The sequence below is a fragment of the Stenotrophomonas sp. FSL W7-1447 genome, assembly GCF_037966425.1.
GTDB classification, from domain to species: Bacteria; Pseudomonadota; Gammaproteobacteria; order Xanthomonadales; family Xanthomonadaceae; genus Stenotrophomonas; species Stenotrophomonas pavanii.
This window is the reverse complement of the sequence record NZ_CP150199.1, coordinates 2,920,275-2,934,621: the sequence shown is the minus strand read 5'-3', so window position 1 is coordinate 2,934,621 and position 14,347 is coordinate 2,920,275. Positions and strand designations below refer to the sequence as shown.

At 66.6% G+C, this 14,347-nt stretch carries 15 protein-coding genes; 5 read left to right on the top strand and 10 right to left on the bottom strand.

Features of this window, described 5'->3' with window-relative positions:
• Positions 1–137 precede the first annotated feature (137 nt).
• On the bottom strand, positions 138–1,127 hold the full coding sequence (locus NSQ78_RS13840; RefSeq protein ID WP_064238804.1) for an MDR family oxidoreductase: 990 nt from the start codon (positions 1,125–1,127) through the stop codon (positions 138–140).
• Positions 1,128–1,228: 101 nt separating this feature from the next.
• Here NSQ78_RS13840 and NSQ78_RS13835 point away from each other — a divergent pair, with 101 nt between their 5' ends.
• From NSQ78_RS13835 to NSQ78_RS13820, 4 genes are all read left to right on the top strand, one after another.
• Positions 1,229–1,576 carry a helix-turn-helix domain-containing protein gene (locus tag NSQ78_RS13835; protein WP_049471387.1) on the top strand — a complete coding sequence of 116 codons (348 nt, stop codon included), beginning with the start codon at positions 1,229–1,231 and terminating at the stop codon, positions 1,574–1,576.
• Positions 1,577–2,063: 487 nt separating this feature from the next.
• Positions 2,064–2,471, top strand: coding sequence for a hypothetical protein (locus tag NSQ78_RS13830; protein ID WP_049471386.1), 408 nt, complete (start codon positions 2,064–2,066; stop codon positions 2,469–2,471).
• 76 nt (positions 2,472–2,547) lie between these two features.
• Positions 2,548–3,414 carry a hypothetical protein gene (locus tag NSQ78_RS13825; RefSeq protein WP_064238803.1) on the top strand — a complete coding sequence of 289 codons (867 nt, stop codon included), beginning with the start codon at positions 2,548–2,550 and terminating at the stop codon, positions 3,412–3,414.
• A gap of 19 nt (positions 3,415–3,433) precedes the next feature.
• Entirely contained in the window at positions 3,434–4,756 is a 1,323-nt protein-coding gene (locus tag NSQ78_RS13820; protein ID WP_064238802.1) for an XVIPCD domain-containing protein, read from the top strand.
• A 49-nt stretch (positions 4,757–4,805) separates the two neighbouring features.
• On the opposite strand, the gene NSQ78_RS13815 is transcribed toward NSQ78_RS13820, so the two are convergent.
• Both NSQ78_RS13815 and NSQ78_RS13810 read right to left on the bottom strand, forming a co-directional pair.
• A complete protein-coding gene (locus NSQ78_RS13815) occupies positions 4,806–6,947 on the bottom strand; it encodes a TonB-dependent receptor (protein WP_064238801.1) in 2,142 nt (713 codons plus the stop codon).
• Between the two features lie 73 nt (positions 6,948–7,020).
• Complete coding sequence (locus NSQ78_RS13810; RefSeq protein WP_064238800.1) at positions 7,021–7,665, bottom strand: TetR/AcrR family transcriptional regulator; 645 nt, start codon at positions 7,663–7,665, stop codon at positions 7,021–7,023.
• A gap of 81 nt (positions 7,666–7,746) precedes the next feature.
• Here NSQ78_RS13810 and NSQ78_RS13805 point away from each other — a divergent pair, with 81 nt between their 5' ends.
• Complete coding sequence (locus tag NSQ78_RS13805) at positions 7,747–9,282, top strand: FAD-dependent monooxygenase (RefSeq protein WP_064238799.1); 1,536 nt, start codon at positions 7,747–7,749, stop codon at positions 9,280–9,282.
• Here the strand turns inward: NSQ78_RS13805 and NSQ78_RS13800 are convergent.
• The 7 genes from NSQ78_RS13800 to NSQ78_RS13770 form a co-directional block, all read right to left on the bottom strand.
• Positions 9,279–10,982 (bottom strand): PAS domain-containing sensor histidine kinase, encoded by a 1,704-nt coding sequence (locus tag NSQ78_RS13800; protein ID WP_049471415.1) that lies wholly within the window; start codon positions 10,980–10,982, stop codon positions 9,279–9,281. The two genes, NSQ78_RS13805 and NSQ78_RS13800, sit on opposite strands and share 4 nt — an antisense overlap.
• Positions 10,983–11,197: 215 nt before the next feature.
• Positions 11,198–11,374, bottom strand: a complete 177-nt coding sequence (locus NSQ78_RS13795; protein ID WP_223224835.1) for a hypothetical protein — start codon at positions 11,372–11,374, stop codon at positions 11,198–11,200.
• Between the two features lie 16 nt (positions 11,375–11,390).
• A complete protein-coding gene (locus NSQ78_RS13790; protein WP_064238797.1) occupies positions 11,391–11,639 on the bottom strand; it encodes a hypothetical protein in 249 nt (82 codons plus the stop codon).
• Between the two features lie 128 nt (positions 11,640–11,767).
• Positions 11,768–12,013, bottom strand: coding sequence for a hypothetical protein (locus NSQ78_RS13785; protein WP_064238796.1), 246 nt, complete (start codon positions 12,011–12,013; stop codon positions 11,768–11,770).
• A 124-nt stretch (positions 12,014–12,137) separates the two neighbouring features.
• Positions 12,138–12,407: a hypothetical protein gene (locus tag NSQ78_RS13780; protein WP_064238795.1), complete on the bottom strand. Its 270-nt coding sequence runs from the start codon at positions 12,405–12,407 to the stop codon at positions 12,138–12,140.
• Between the two features lie 103 nt (positions 12,408–12,510).
• Positions 12,511–12,984 (bottom strand): hypothetical protein, encoded by a 474-nt coding sequence (locus NSQ78_RS13775; RefSeq protein ID WP_223224834.1) that lies wholly within the window; start codon positions 12,982–12,984, stop codon positions 12,511–12,513.
• Positions 12,985–13,074: 90 nt separating this feature from the next.
• On the bottom strand, positions 13,075–14,313 hold the full coding sequence (locus tag NSQ78_RS13770; RefSeq protein WP_053506468.1) for an NADH:flavin oxidoreductase/NADH oxidase family protein: 1,239 nt from the start codon (positions 14,311–14,313) through the stop codon (positions 13,075–13,077).
• Between the last annotated feature and the right edge of the window lie 34 nt (positions 14,314–14,347).

Sequence of the window (14,347 nt, the reverse complement as noted above, 5' to 3'; positions counted from 1 at the left end):
CTGCCCTGCGTACGTCACCGGGCGTAAAGTGCCCTTGCCGCCCCATGATAAGGCGGCTTGGCATGGCGCGCTGGGTCTCCGGTCACTCGCGCACGCGCGCCAGCGATGGCATTGCACCCCCGCCGGCGCGGCAGGCGTCAGGCGTTCACATCCACGACAATGCGGCCGCGCACCTTGCCGGGGATGATCTGCTCATAGACATCCAGCACCTCGGCGAGGCCGATCTGCTGCACGGTGCTTTCCAGCTTCTGCGGGTCCAGGTCGGTTGCGAGCCGATCCCAGGCGCGCTGGCGAACCTCTTGTGGGGCATTCACCGAATCCACGCCCGCAAGGGTCACATTGCGCAGGATGAAGGGCAGCACCGAGCCGTGCAGTGCATCGCTCTGGGCCAGGCCACAGGCGGCCACGGCACCCCGGTACTTCGTTTCGGCGATGGCATTGACCAGCGTTGGGCCGCCGGCCACATCCACCACGCCGGCCCATCGCTCGGCACTCACCGGCCGCTCGCGCGGCTCCGAAAGCTGCGCACGATCGATGATCTCGGCCGCACCCAGGTTGTGCAGATACTCGGCATGCTCCGGCCGCCCGGTGGCGGCCACCACGCGGTAACCCAGCTTCGACAGGATCGCCACCGCGATCGAGCCGACGCCACCGTTGGCACCGGTGACCAGCACATCGCCCTGTGCAGGCGTCACCCCGGCATGTTCCAGGGCCAGCACGCACAGCATCGCGGTGTAGCCAGCGGTGCCGATGGCCATTGCATCGCGGGTGCTCAGGTTGTCGGGAATCCGGTTGAGCCATTCGCCGCGCACCCGGGCGCGCTGGGCCAGGCCGCCGTGGTGGCCCATGCTCAGGTCCCAGCCATTGAGCACGACGCGGTCGCCTGGCTTGAAGTCGGCCCTGCTGGATTCCAGCACCACGCCTGCCAGATCGATGCCGGGAATGAGCGGGAACGTCCGGATGACCGGACTCTTGCCGGTGAGGGCAAGCGCATCCTTGTAGTTGAGCGTGGAGTACTCGACCTGTACCAGGACGTCGCCGTCCATCAGGTCGGCCTCGTCGAAATCGACCAGCTCGGTCGAGAGCTGGTTGTTCGTCTTGCGGGTGAGCAGTGCTTTGAACGTCATGGATGGCCTCACATTCATGGGATGGGGCCATGCTAGGCTCGCGCTTCTATCGCAACAAGAACGACGATTTTCCGTAGGTACTATGGTTTTCCGGAGTATGCATGCGTAGCAAACGGTGGGACGGCAAGAGCGGTTGCGCGGTGGAAGTCACGCTGTCGGTGATCGGCGGCGTGTGGAAGCCGATCATTCTTTTTCACCTGATGACCGGGAAGCGGCGTTTCATGGAACTGACGCGGCGGGTGCCCAATGCCACCCAGTCCATGCTCACCAGCCAGCTGCGTGAACTGGAAGCCGATGGCGTGGTGATCCGCCACGTGTACCCGGAAGTGCCGCCGAAAGTGGAATACGAGCTGTCCGAGTTTGGCCGCACGCTGGCGCCGGTGCTGCTGGCGATGCGCGAGTGGGGCGAGACCTACCGCGGCTATCAGAGCACCCAAGGCGATAGCTGAAGGCTGCGCGGCGTTGCGCTTGCCGCATGTGGGTTTCGCGAATGCTCACCGCTACCGGCGGGTCTTTGGCACCGGGAGCGCGCGTGTCGCTTACGGCTGGCCAGGGCGTCCGGCAAGTGCGCGTCGACCGGAGTCATCGTTTGGCGAAGAACGCCAGTCAATGGACAACTCGACATCCACTGACGCAACCAACGTAGCAACGTGATCGATCAGGATTTTCCTGCTTTCCACCGTCGGTTCAGGGCGGTAACCATGGCCGCGCCACGGCATTCGCCGCGGCCGGGATTGGCGTCCTGAACTTACGAGATACGCGGCGTCGGGCTTGCAAGCGAACCTGCATCTCCGACAATGCACCGCCTGCCAGTTCATGGTGGACGGTGCGTGGGGATCTAGCGATCCGCCGGCTTTCGTATCTCGTATCCGGCACGCCAACCCGCACCGTCCGCCACCTTGCATCTGCAGGTGGCCACATCGTGAGGTTGCCGTCATGCCCGAACGTCTTCCCGACCATCCCCGCCTGCATGCGCTGCTGGGCGCCGCCGTGCGCGATCTTCCCGCTGCGTTGGCCGAAACGCTGGAGGACGCGCTCCGCGAGTCCGCCGAGTTCGTCACGCCATCGGCTTTCTTTGCACACCTGGCAGGCCACGGCAGGAACCTGCGCGCTGATGGCGAGGCCTGGAGTGAAATGCACTTGAGCCCTGGCCGCGCCTTCGACATGGCCCTGGCGACCCGCAGCATTTCGGGCATTACGGCGTTGACTGCGGTGCTGCACGCTGCGCATGTGGCGCGGGAGAGCGACGATCCCGCCTGCTGTCCCTCCGCAGCCGTGGTCGAGGGCCTGTTCAACGCCTGCCAGGTGCTGTCACTGCAGGTGGAGCGCTGCCTGGTTCCATGAAGGGCTGCGATGCGGTTCCTGTTCCGTTGACGCCCGGTTCCCTATAGTGGCGCTGGAACCCTGCAATGGAATGCCCATGCACGTGATGTCCCACGGCCGTTGCCTGACGCTTGCACTTGCCGTCGCGGTGAGTGCCGGCGCGTGTGCGCGGCCGCCGTCCACCGAACACGAAAGGAATCCCGCCATGTCCGGCGCCCCACAGACCGGCCGCACGATCAACGGCCACACCTATACCGATGCGCCCGTAGACGTGAAGCTCGGGCCGAACACTTTCCGCATTCCGGCCAACTACCTGGACAGCCAGATCGCACCGTGGCCGGGCGAGGGCGTGACGCTGGTCATCGAGTGGCCGGACATGACGCCGACACCGCCGGGTGCGCGGGCCAATCCGCGTACGAATGATTTCCGGAAGGAGATTGCTGTGGCGATCGACTACATCGATCGTGCGCCAATCGAAACATCATTAGAGCGATTGTCCTCCAACCAGGCATCCACCGAGGAAGGATCGGTAGAGCGAGGGGATCCTCGGGATCGGCTCGATCTGCGTATTGCGCGGCCCGCCGTCATGGGACTGACGCCTTACGCCATCGATGAAACGAGGATGGGGGTTTTCTCGAAGGAATACGAGGCACGCTATGGAAAACCGCCCACGCGTAATCCTGCCTATGAAGATGATTGGTACATCGCGCGCGCTCCAAACGGCAGTCTGACCACATTCATCAAATGCGAAAGCACGGCGTTTCGGGGGGATGGCGTTCGCCTGCAGGGCGATCAGGTCATCAGTGAGCAAGGGCAAGCCGCTGCGGGGTGCTTCCACTATTTCTCGGATGTGGAGAACAAGCTTTCCATCTCGCTGAACTACAAGCGGGCCTTCCTGGCGGACTGGAAGCGGATGGAAGATGCGGTGCGGGATATTCTCGCGCGCTCCCGAGTCCGGGAGTGAGTGCATTGAGGAGCAGGCGATGGGCGGATTGACGCAAGAAAATCTCAAGATTCTGGCCAGCTATGCCAAGGCCGGAAACCGCGAGTTGTACTGGAACTATCTGTCGCAGCTGCCAGATGCGGATGGCTATGGCACGCTTGCGCTGGGCGTCGTTCGCAACGACAGCTTGCCAGGACGCGTTGCGAACAGCTACGCACAAGAATATGCCCGGAATCAGGAAGGCAAGGGCTCCGGCCTTCCCGACGCGCAGCTGAGCGAGCGCCAATGGGAGATGTTTGGGCAGACGCTTTTGCGCCAGGACCTGGAGCGACGCCTGTTCTGGATGGAGCAGGGGCGTCCCGAATTTGCACTGAATCTCCCCGGCAAGGACGTGATGCTGGCTCACGACCGTGCATTTGAACGGCATGAACTCGATCCCAACTGCTGGACGCCGCGCGTGTTGCTGCAGGCGGCTGAGCAGAAGAGCGGCCCCGAGAAGCTGGAACAGATCTGGACCAACATGCTCAACAACGACTACGCCGGAGGCCCGCGCGTAGGCAACACCAGCGTCGATGCCATCAGCCAGATGGGATGGGCGAAGGGCGGGCAGTACCTGACCCGGTTGAGCGTGCTGGAAGCCATCCAGGCACTGGAAGGGCGCTCAGCAGTCGATCCGAACGTCATCGGTGGCAGCAGCTACTACGCGATGTACTTCGAAGCGGACAGGAAGTGGGCCAGTGTCAGCGCGGGTGGTGGCCACATGTCGATGCGTGAGATCACCGATCCGGCCCGCATCGCCGAGCTCAACGACGCGCGCGAGGTTCGTCTGGAGCGCCAGGAAAAACGCACCCAGTTCCACCCGGACGACCCGTACCGGACCATCACCCGCAGCCCGCTGACCGCAGCCGTGGACGACGTGCCGGATCCCTCGCAGGCACCGACCCGCCTGGCCGACATTGGTCCGGGCCACCGCGACTACGCACTGATGCAGCAGGTGCGCGAAGGCGTGGCCGCGATCGATGCCCGCGCCGGGCGTACCCACGATGAGAACAGCGAGCGCTTGGTGGCGAGCGTGATGGCATTGGCCCGTCGCAACCAGCTTGAACGTGCCGACCATGTGCTGCTGAGCACGCAGACCGCCGAACATCCGGCCGGCCGCAACGTGTTCGTGGTGCAGGGCGAGATGAGCGATCCCGCGCATCTGCGAGCGGTCATGCCTACGGACACGGCAGTGCAGACGCCGGTCGAACACTCGCTGCGGCAGATCGAGGCCGCCAGCCTGGAGCGACAGCAGGCGACCATGCAGCGCCAGCAGGACAACGACGTCCACGCGCGTGACAACCCTGCGATGCGGATGGGCTGAGGTTACGCAGCAGAGCCGCGCGGGCGCCCGGCTCTGCTGGAAGGCCTTCTCAGAAGCGGTAGGCCGCCTGCACATACACCCGCCGCGGCTCGCCCGGGAAGTGCCCGTTGCGTTCGATGAAGCCACTGGCTGCGTACACCTTGTCGAACAGGTTCTTGACGTTGGCCTGGAACTGCCACTGCCTCCACGTGGTCTTCCAGCTGATGTCGAACACCGTGTATGCCTTCACCGTCTGCCCATCCAGGCTGACACGCTCGCCCACATGGTCGGCGCCGAAGCCGATGGCCGAGTTGATCGAAGGCAGGTCGTAGCGTGTCCACAGGCCGAGCTTGTTGCGTGGCGCATTCGCGAAGCGGTCGCCGGAGGCATTGGTGATGCCGTTCGGTCCGGCATCCTTCACCCGTGCGTCGTTGTAGGCGTAGGTCAGATTCACCACCCAGCGCTCGGTCACGTCGGCCAGCAGGTCCAGTTCCATGCCCGTGCTGCGTACCAGGCCCAGCGCGGCCAGCTGGTTCACGCCGTCCCGTACTTCACCGGTGGCCTGCACGATGTTGCTGCGGTCGATGCGGTAGGCCGCCATGTTCAAGGTGACGCGGTCTGCCAGCAGGGACTTCAGCCCGACTTCCCACTGCCTGCTGCGCTCGGCGTCGAACGGTCCGCCGGCCGCTGGGTTCTGGTTGGCGGCACTCTGCGGCACGAAGCCGCTGGCGACGTTGGCGTACAGGTTCACGCCGTCCCGGGCGGTAAAGGTGCTGCCCAGGCGCCAGCTGAGCGCGTTGCCATCCACGCTGCTGCCACCCATGCGGTCTTCATCCTTGAAACCATCCCAGCGCAGTCCGGCCAGCACGTGCCAGCGCGTGCCCAGGGCCAGCTCATCCTGCAGGTAGCCGCCGTAGCGCTTGCTGCGGGTGGCGGTGCTGCGCCATGGCAGGGCGGCCAGGTTGTAGTCGTGCCAGGTGCTCGCGCCATAGACCGGGTTGAACAGATCGATGCCGCGCACCGGGCCGGCGCCGCGTGCCAGGTCGGCACTGTTGGCGGTCTGCGCGGTGAAGTCGGCGTCGAGCTGGTACACGTCGGCGCCGAACAGCACCTTGTGTTCGATACGGCCGGTGTTGATCCGCCAGACGGCATTGCCGCTGGCGGTGAAGGCCTCGTTGTCGCGGATCTGGTTGCGCAGCTGGCGCGTCATCCATTCGGCTACGCCGTCGCGGTCACGATCGATCAGGCCCATCGGTTCGTGGTACATCTGGTGCTCGTTGTTGCTGAACCAGCGCGCAGCAATGTCCACGTCCAGCGTATCGAGCGGTGCGAAGCGATACTGCGCCAGTGCGACCCTGGCGCGCATGTCGAGGAAATCACTGGCCTCGTTGTGGTTCCATCGCCGGTCGGTCAGGAAGCTGCCGGCATCGTTCACTGGCACACCGCGCAGCCGGTTGCCGCCCAGGTTCTGGGTGATGTCGGTGAACTGCAGCACCAGCTCGCCGGTCTGGCCAACGTCGAAGGCCAGTGATGCATCGCCGATCACGCTTTCGCTGTCGGCGTTCCAGCGCACGCCCTGCTCGGTGTCGGCATACAGGCCGGCGCGATAGCGGATGCTGCCGCTGGCATTCAAGGGGCCGGTGCCTTCGATCGATCCGGCGCGGAAGTCCTCGTCGCCTGCCTGCAGTTCGATGCGGCGTTCGGCGGTGGCCTTGGGCTTGCGCGTCACGTAGTTGATGACACCGCCCGCATCACCACCGCCGTACAGCGCACCGGCCGGGCCCTTCAGCACTTCCACGCGTTCGATGTTGAACAGTTGCGGCACCGAGAAGCCTGCATAGGGATCACCGCGCAGGCCGTCGTAGAGCACGTTTTCCTGGCGGAACCCGCGCAGGGTGACGCCGGCATAGCTGAAGAAGCTGATCCCGCTGATGCTGCGGTAGAGGTCGGTGACCTGGCGCGCAGCCTGGTCGTCGATCAGCTCACGCGGCACGACCTGGATCGACTGCGGTACCTGCTCCAGCGGAGTATCGGTGCGGGTGCCGACAGCGGCATCGTCGGCGCGGTACAGGGTCTGTGCGCGGCCGCGAACTTCCACTTTGCCCAGATCCTTCGGTGCATCAGCGGAGGCCTCGGAGGCCAGTGCAGGTGTAGCCAGGGAAAGGGGCAGCGCCAGGCAGAGGGCGTGCTTGAGCGGGGTTGGAAGCGGCATGAGGGGGTCGGGGCGGGCTGCAAATGAGAAAGATTAGCATTTGCAACGCTTCGGGGCCTATCCCCCAAGTGCGCTATGGACGCAGGCCCGGGTCGGTATAGGGGGTGCCGGCCAGGGCCACCAGCACGCCGGTGCCACTGCGCACGATCAGCTGCAGCATCGCTTGGCGCGGATCCTCGCCCCTCTGCTGGCTGGCCAGTCCACTCTGATAGGCGGCCACCATCGACGCCAGCAGCATGGCTGCGCCCAGGCGTGCCTCGGCGTCATCCGCCGGCCGCCCGACGGCGCTGGCCATCAACTGCGCGAGGTCGTCGGCCAGCTGCGCCTGCAGCCGTCGTGCATGTGCCACCAAGGCCGGGCTGCCGGCCACCGTGGCCCAGAAGGTCGCTGCACCGGGATTGATCCGCAACAGGGGATGGCCGCTGTCGAGCAGCTCCCGCACCAGCGCCTGGAAGGCGGCCAGCGGGGCCATGCCGCGGCGCGCCGTCATGCCCTCGCGCAGCAACGCGCGCGCCTCCTCGTCGCGGTCGAATACCAGGTCCTCCTTGCTGGCGAAATAGTTGAAGACCGTCTTGCGCGAGACTCCGGCGGCCTCGGCGATCTCGGACATCGACACCGCCTCGAAGCCACGCCGGATGATCAGTTCGGTGGCAACATCGGAAATTGCCTGTCGGGTCTGTGCCTTGCGTTGCTCGCGACGGCCTTGGGGCGGGGTCATGGCGGTTGACTTGTGTAAACGTACACCGAGTGTAACATTGGCGACACCAGAGCGCCGGTCCGGCGCTCACAGGGAATTCCCATGTTGTACGACGTCGTCATCGCCGGGGCCGGCCCGGTCGGCCTGTTCCTGTCCTGCGAGCTGGCCCAGGCCGGCTGTTCGGTCCTGCTGCTGGAGCAGGCCGAGTCGCCCGATTCAGCCCTGAAGCGCCTGCCCTTTGGCCTGCGCGGCTTGAACGCGCCCACGCTGGAAGCGCTGGATCGGCGCGGCCTACTGGACGCGGTCGCGGCCCGCCAGGTGCTGAAGCCGGACAAGGGCGCACCGCCGCCCGGCACCGCCCATTGGCTGGCGCAACCGCGGCCGTTGGGAGGCCACTTCGCCGGCATTCCTTTCGCCCTGGATGACGTGGACAGCGGGCGCTGGCGTGATCGCCTGCCGACCCCGGTACCCACCCAGATGGCGGTGGAGCTGCAGTCGCTGGAGGCGGTGCTGGCCGAGCGCGCAGCGTCACTGGGTGTGCAGATCGAGCGGGGCTGCACGGTGCAGGCGGTGCACGCACGCGAAGCACAGATGGAGGTGCAGACCGCTCGCGGGCTGATGCGGGGGCGATGGCTGGTCGGTTGCGACGGCGCCCGCAGCACGGTACGCAAGCAATCGGGGTTCGTGTTCGCAGGGACGGCGCCGGAGTTCACCGGGCACACGCTGCAGGTCGAACTGGAGGACCCGTCGGTGCTCACCCCGGGGCGTCAGTTCACCGAACATGGCATGTGCAATTTCAACCCGCCGGGCATGCTGGCCCTGGCCGATTTCGACGGTGGCGCAGGCCACCGCCTGCCATTGGACCTGCACGCCGCCCAGGCGCTGGTACGGCGGGTGTCCGGTCGCCAGGCAACGATCACCGCGGTGCATCTGGCCACCACATGGACCGATGCCGCGCGCCAGGCCACGGCCTATCGCAGCGGCCGCGTGCTGTTGGCCGGTGATGCGGCGCACATGCATTCGCCGTTGGGCGGGCAGGGGCTGAACCTTGGCATCGGCGATGCGATGAACCTGGGGTGGAAGCTGGCGGCCGTGCTGCGAGGCGACGTGGCGGAGGGGCTGTTGGACAGCTATCAGGCTGAGCGCCATCCGATCGGCGCCCGGGTGCTCGACTGGTCGCGTGCGCAGGTGGCGTTGATGCGGCCAGGCCCCGGGTCGCGCGCGCTGGCGACGGTCATCGCCGACCTGGCCGCGACCGGCGACGGTGCCACCTATCTCGCCGAGCGGTTGTGGGGCATGGCGCAGCCACCGGTGTTCGACGGCGGGCACCCGTGGGTTGGCCGAAGCGTGCCTGACGTCCATCTGGCCGATGGCCGCCGCATGGGAGAGCTGCTGCGTGCAGGGCAGGGCGTGCTGCTGGGGCTCGATACCGGCGATTCGCTCGGCCCGATCAGTGAGCGCTGGCAGCGGTCGGTCACCTGCGTGATGTCCACGGCGCGCGACACGCTGGGACTGGGCGCCGTGCTGGTCCGCCCCGACGGTATCGTTGCCTGGGCCTGCGATGCCGGCGGCGATGCGTCGGGGCTGGCGTCCTCGCTGGAACGCTGGTTCGGTCCGCCGCGGCGAGCGACCGGCTAGGGCGAGGCCACCACAGCCGGCGCGCGGCGCGCGGCCTCGGTCATCACCGAGGCCAGCTGCTTCAATGAGTAAGGCTTGCGTAGCAGGGTGAAGCCATGGCCAGGATCCCGCGCCAGCAACTCGCTGTAGCCGCTGGTGAGGATCACTGGGAGCTCTGGCAGGCGGTCGCGGATGGTACGGGCCAGATCCAGGCCGTTCATGCCCGGCATCACGACGTCGCTGAACACCACATGGAAGCGCGAGGCATCCCGTTCCAGCTCGGCCAGGGCCTCGTCCGCATTGCGCGCAAGGACCACGCTGTACTCGAGCTCGCGCAGGGCGCCGACCGCAAATTCGGCCACGTCGACGTTGTCTTCCACCACCAGCACGCAGACGCCATGACCATGCTGGAGGCCCGGCTGCGCCGCCGGCCGTTCCGTCGTTTTTCGTGCCTGCGCCAACGGCAGGTACAGCGTGAAGCGGGTCCCGGCGCCGGCCTGGCTCTGCACGTCCACTTCGCCTTCTGACTGCTTGACGAAGCCGAACACCTGGCTGAGCCCGAGCCCGGTCCCGGCGCCGACGCTCTTGGTGGTGAAGAAGGGCTCGAAAATACGGTCGACCACGTCAGGGTCGATGCCCGTTCCGGTATCGGTCACGCTGATCGCAGCAAAGTCACCCTTCATCGGCGCGGCGAAGCGCACCGAGGGCACCGCGGTGACCTGTTCCACTTCGATGGTCACCCGGCCGTGTCCCTCGATCGCATCGCGGGCATTGACCGCGATGTTGATCAATGCGGTGTCCAGCTGGGTGCGGTCCAGCAGCACCGGCAGCGGCGTACCGGGCAACGTCAACGACACCTGGATGCGCGCGCCCAGAACCGTGGTGATGATGTCCGAGAGCGCGTGCACGCTCTCGCAGAGATCGAAGACCTCCGGCGACAGGCTCTGGCGACGCGAGAAGGCCAGCAGCTGCGCGGTCAGCTTGGTGGCGCGGTCCGACGCTGTTGCAATGGCCTGGATGTACCGGCGCCGGGAGTCGTCTGCCGGCCACGTATGCAGGAGCATGTCCACCGAACCGGTGATGACCTGCAGCAGGTTGTTGAAGTCGTGGGCCACCCCGCCGGTGAGCTGGCCGATCGCTTCCAGCTTCTGCGATTGCCGCAGCTGCTCGCGGGCGCGGACCAGTTCCAGGTGGGCCTCCCGCGCCTGCTCGGTGATCGCCGCGACCTGGCGGCTGTGCAGGTCGCGCTCGATCACCCGTTCGGTCTGCTCGCTGACCACGCACAGGATGCCCGCCACACTGCCGCAGCCGACGCGCAGCGGTGAATAGGAGAACGTCCAGAACGTTTCGCGCAGCGTGCCGTCGCGATCCATCATCAGGGGCAGGTTCTTGAAGCTGCGGCTGGTGCCGGCAAAGGCATCGTTGACCGCCTGCACCACGTCCGGCCATACGTCGGCCCAGACATCCTCCAGGCGATTGCCCATCGCGCCGTGCAGCTTTTCCCCCAGCATCGGCAGGTAGGCATCATTGAAGAAGAAGGCCTTGTCTTCCTTGCCCCAGGCGAGCCACAGGGGTTCGGGCGAATCCAGGATCATCGCCAGCAACGTGCGAAGCTCGGCGGGGGCGCTGGCAGCAATGGCCGAGCGGGCCCAGTCGCTGTCCTGCAGCAGTCGGTAGGCGAGCTGATCGGGTGCAGAGACAGGCAGGGGAAAAGGATGCATGGCCGCCGATGGCGCAGGAAGGTGGCGCAGCATAGCCGAGCGCGTGTCATGGCGCCCTGCACACCGCCGGCATGAAGGGCATCGCCACTTTGCGGTCGATGGGGCAGCGTTGCGCCTGTGTCCAGCAGGTTGCCGCTATCGCGGCGCCGCGCGCTGCTCACTACGCCCGCGGACTGCGCCGCGCGGAGGGCGCGAAGGCGGCCTGATCGGCGCGTCTAGTCCTTGCGTCCGGCCCGCGCGGCCAGGGCGTCGCGGCCGGCGTCGCTGAGATCGATATCTCCATCTTCCGCCTGTACCGCCAATCCCGCGTTGACCGCCCATGTCGCCGCATCGCCGCGCACCGGCTGCGCGGCGGCGATTGCTTCAAGGATTTCCCGCTGGTGCGCCGTCATGCCCATGCACTGGCCCTCAGATGCCCAGCAACGATGCCGGTTGCCAATCCGACAGCGGGGCGTGGCTGACCGGTTGGTGGCAGCCGCACCCGTCGCAACGGAACAGTGCCCCGCCGGGCAGGTGCACCAGATTGTCTTCGTTGGCCGAACTCGTCGACGAGCAGTGCCGGCAGGTGACGGTGAGCGCGGTGATGCGCTGCACGCTGCCTGACAGATCGAACACGGCCTCGAACGCGCGAATGACAGGGTGGGCGGTGTCCGGCATCTGAATCTCGACAGGGTGGGGAAACCCGATCCTCGCGCGTCTGCCGTGATGGAGCAGTCAGCCGGATGCATGGGCCTGATCAAGAACGGCGCGACAACGCGGGCGCGGCAACCGGCAGTGCCTCTTCTTCAGGGTTCCTTTTTCTTTCCGCTCAGGTCCAGCGGCCTGTCGCTGCCCTTGCGCTCGCTCGACCACACCTCCAGGCCCTTGTTGCAACGGCTCTCGCGGGCGGCGACCTCGCGGGGCAGGTCCTTCAGCAGGGGCGAGTCCTGGCAGGCCGGATGCATGGCGCTGTCGTCATAGGTGGCACAGGCGCTGAGCGTTGCCAGAGCGGCGGCAATGACGGAAGCGTAAAGGACGGGGTGCGGGCTCATGGGGGGGTCTAGGTTGATGCCGGGCTGGCCATGGGATTCAAATCCGTGACACCCGGCACGCACAATCGGACCGATCACACTTGTTATTTTGTAACAGATGCGTGATAGTCCGGCCCCTGCTGGGTCAGGCAATGCAGATCATCAGTACCGTGCACAGCACCAGCATCAGCACGAACACCCGCCGGCTCAGCGCCAGGCAGGCCAGATAAGCCGCCAGCGCCCACGCTGCCAGCAGCGTGCAGGCCACCACCCAGAGTCCGATGCCCATCATCGAGCCGGTCGCCAATGCAGACAGCGCGATGGCCTTGAACAGCGCCACGCCCAGTACGCTGCCCAGCATGCCGGCCTGCAGGGCGATGGCATCATGGCGGGCAGGTGCGCGGGCGTGGTGCATTGCGGGTCCGTTGCAGGCCGGGAACGCGGCGTCGGCTGCACTGTGCCCAAATGCACATCCACAAAATGTGTTCATTGCGCGCCGACAGCGCGGTGGAGCGCGTTCAGTCGAACTCAGCCCCGGCTGATTCCAGGCGCTGCCGGTATGCCGCGCGGTGCTGGTACAGGCGCTGGCATTCGGCTGACCTGTGGATGCGGCTGGCCGGTTCGCTGGCCACCGAATCGCACATCCGCGCGATGTGGTTGCTGGCGGCCAGCTCGGTCACGAAGAACACGGCAGTGATGCCGGTACCGAGCAGCACCACGTACAGCAGGCGGCTGAGCCAGCGCGACCGCCGGCGCTCGACATGCTGCTGGAGGGTCAGGTCGAAACGGATGATGCTGAGCACGATCCAGATGACCGCGACCAGGAAGCAGAGCGTGGGCAGCAGGCCGCGCCAGAGGCCTGCCTCGTACACCGATTCACTGTAGTGGACGGCGGCACCCGCACCGGCGATGGCGATCGCCAGCGCCCAGTTGCGGCCCAGCGAGAGCAGGTCGTCAAGCAGTTTTTCACGGCTCCTGGTCGGGCCAGCCACATCCAGTCCTTGTGCGTCCGTCGATGGGCTGCGGCGCAGCCCATCCATGGATGGTGGCGCATCACTGCAGCGATGAGAAGCCTGCACGACTCAACAGGCGCCGGCCCGGTCAGCGACCCAGCGACGGTAGCGGCGGGTCCGGCATTTGGCGGCCGCTTGTGCCAGCAGCAGCGCCCAGACGGGCGAGACGCCGGGTGCGGTGGGCCGACGCTTGCTCAGCCGCCCCAGCTGGTACTTCACCGCAGCCATGTGTGCGCTGGCGGCCAACGGCTTGCTGCGCCAGTCGATGGTGCGCAGTGTGGGCGCCGGATCGCGGCCCTGCTGCCAGTGCTGCGGCAGATCCGGCTCGATCGCCAGTGCGGTGGCGATGCCGACCATGGCCACGCCACTGCCCAGCACCTGTTCGGCCACGGAGTATCGGCGGATGCCGCCGGTGACCATCAGCGGCAGGGTCGCCACCGTGGCGATCTCGCGCGCGAATTCGAGGAAGTAGGCTTCGCGGGCCAGGCTGCGCTGGTCGCGCGCAGCGCCGGTCATGGCGGGTGCTTCGTAGCTGCCGCCGGATAGTTCGACCAGGTCTACGCCGAGCGGCGCCAGCATTTCCACCACGGCGCGCGCATCATCGGGAGAGAAGCCGCCGCGCTGGAAATCGGCGGAGTTGAGCTTCACCGCCACGGCGAAGGCGGGTGACACGGCAGCGCGCACGCCCTGCACGATCTCCAGCAACAGCCGCGCACGATTGTGCAGGCTGCCGCCCCAGCGGTCGTCGCGGCGGTTGGACAGTGGCGACAGGAACTGGCTGAGCAGGTAGCCATGCGCGGCATGGATCTGCACGCCAGTGAATCCCGCGCGCTCGGCCAGCTCGGCACTGCGGATGAAGCGTGCGATCACCGACGCGATGTCGTCCTCGGTCATCGCCTTGGGCGGGGCGAACTGCTTGGACAGCGCACCCATCTGCAATGGGACGGCGGACGGGGCGAGTGCGGGTTGGCCGAGTGCAGCCGGCATCTGCCGCCCGGGATGATTGATCTGCATCCACATCTGCGCGCCCCGCGAGCGCGCCGTGTCCGCCCAGGCGATGAAGCGATCAAGATGGCGATCATCTTCCAGCACCACGCCGCCGGGGCCGGTCATGGCGCGGCCATCGACCATTACGTTGCCGGTGATGATCAGTCCGGCGCCGCCATCGGCCCAGCGCTGGTAGAGCTGCAACAGCGCCGCAGAGGGCGCGTGATCGGCGTCGGCCATGTTTTCCTCCATCGCCGCCTTGGCGATGCGGTTGCGGACGACGGCACCGGAGGGCAACACCAGTGGGGAGAACAGCGACATCGGACAGCTCCAGGACAGGGGAATGACGCTACGC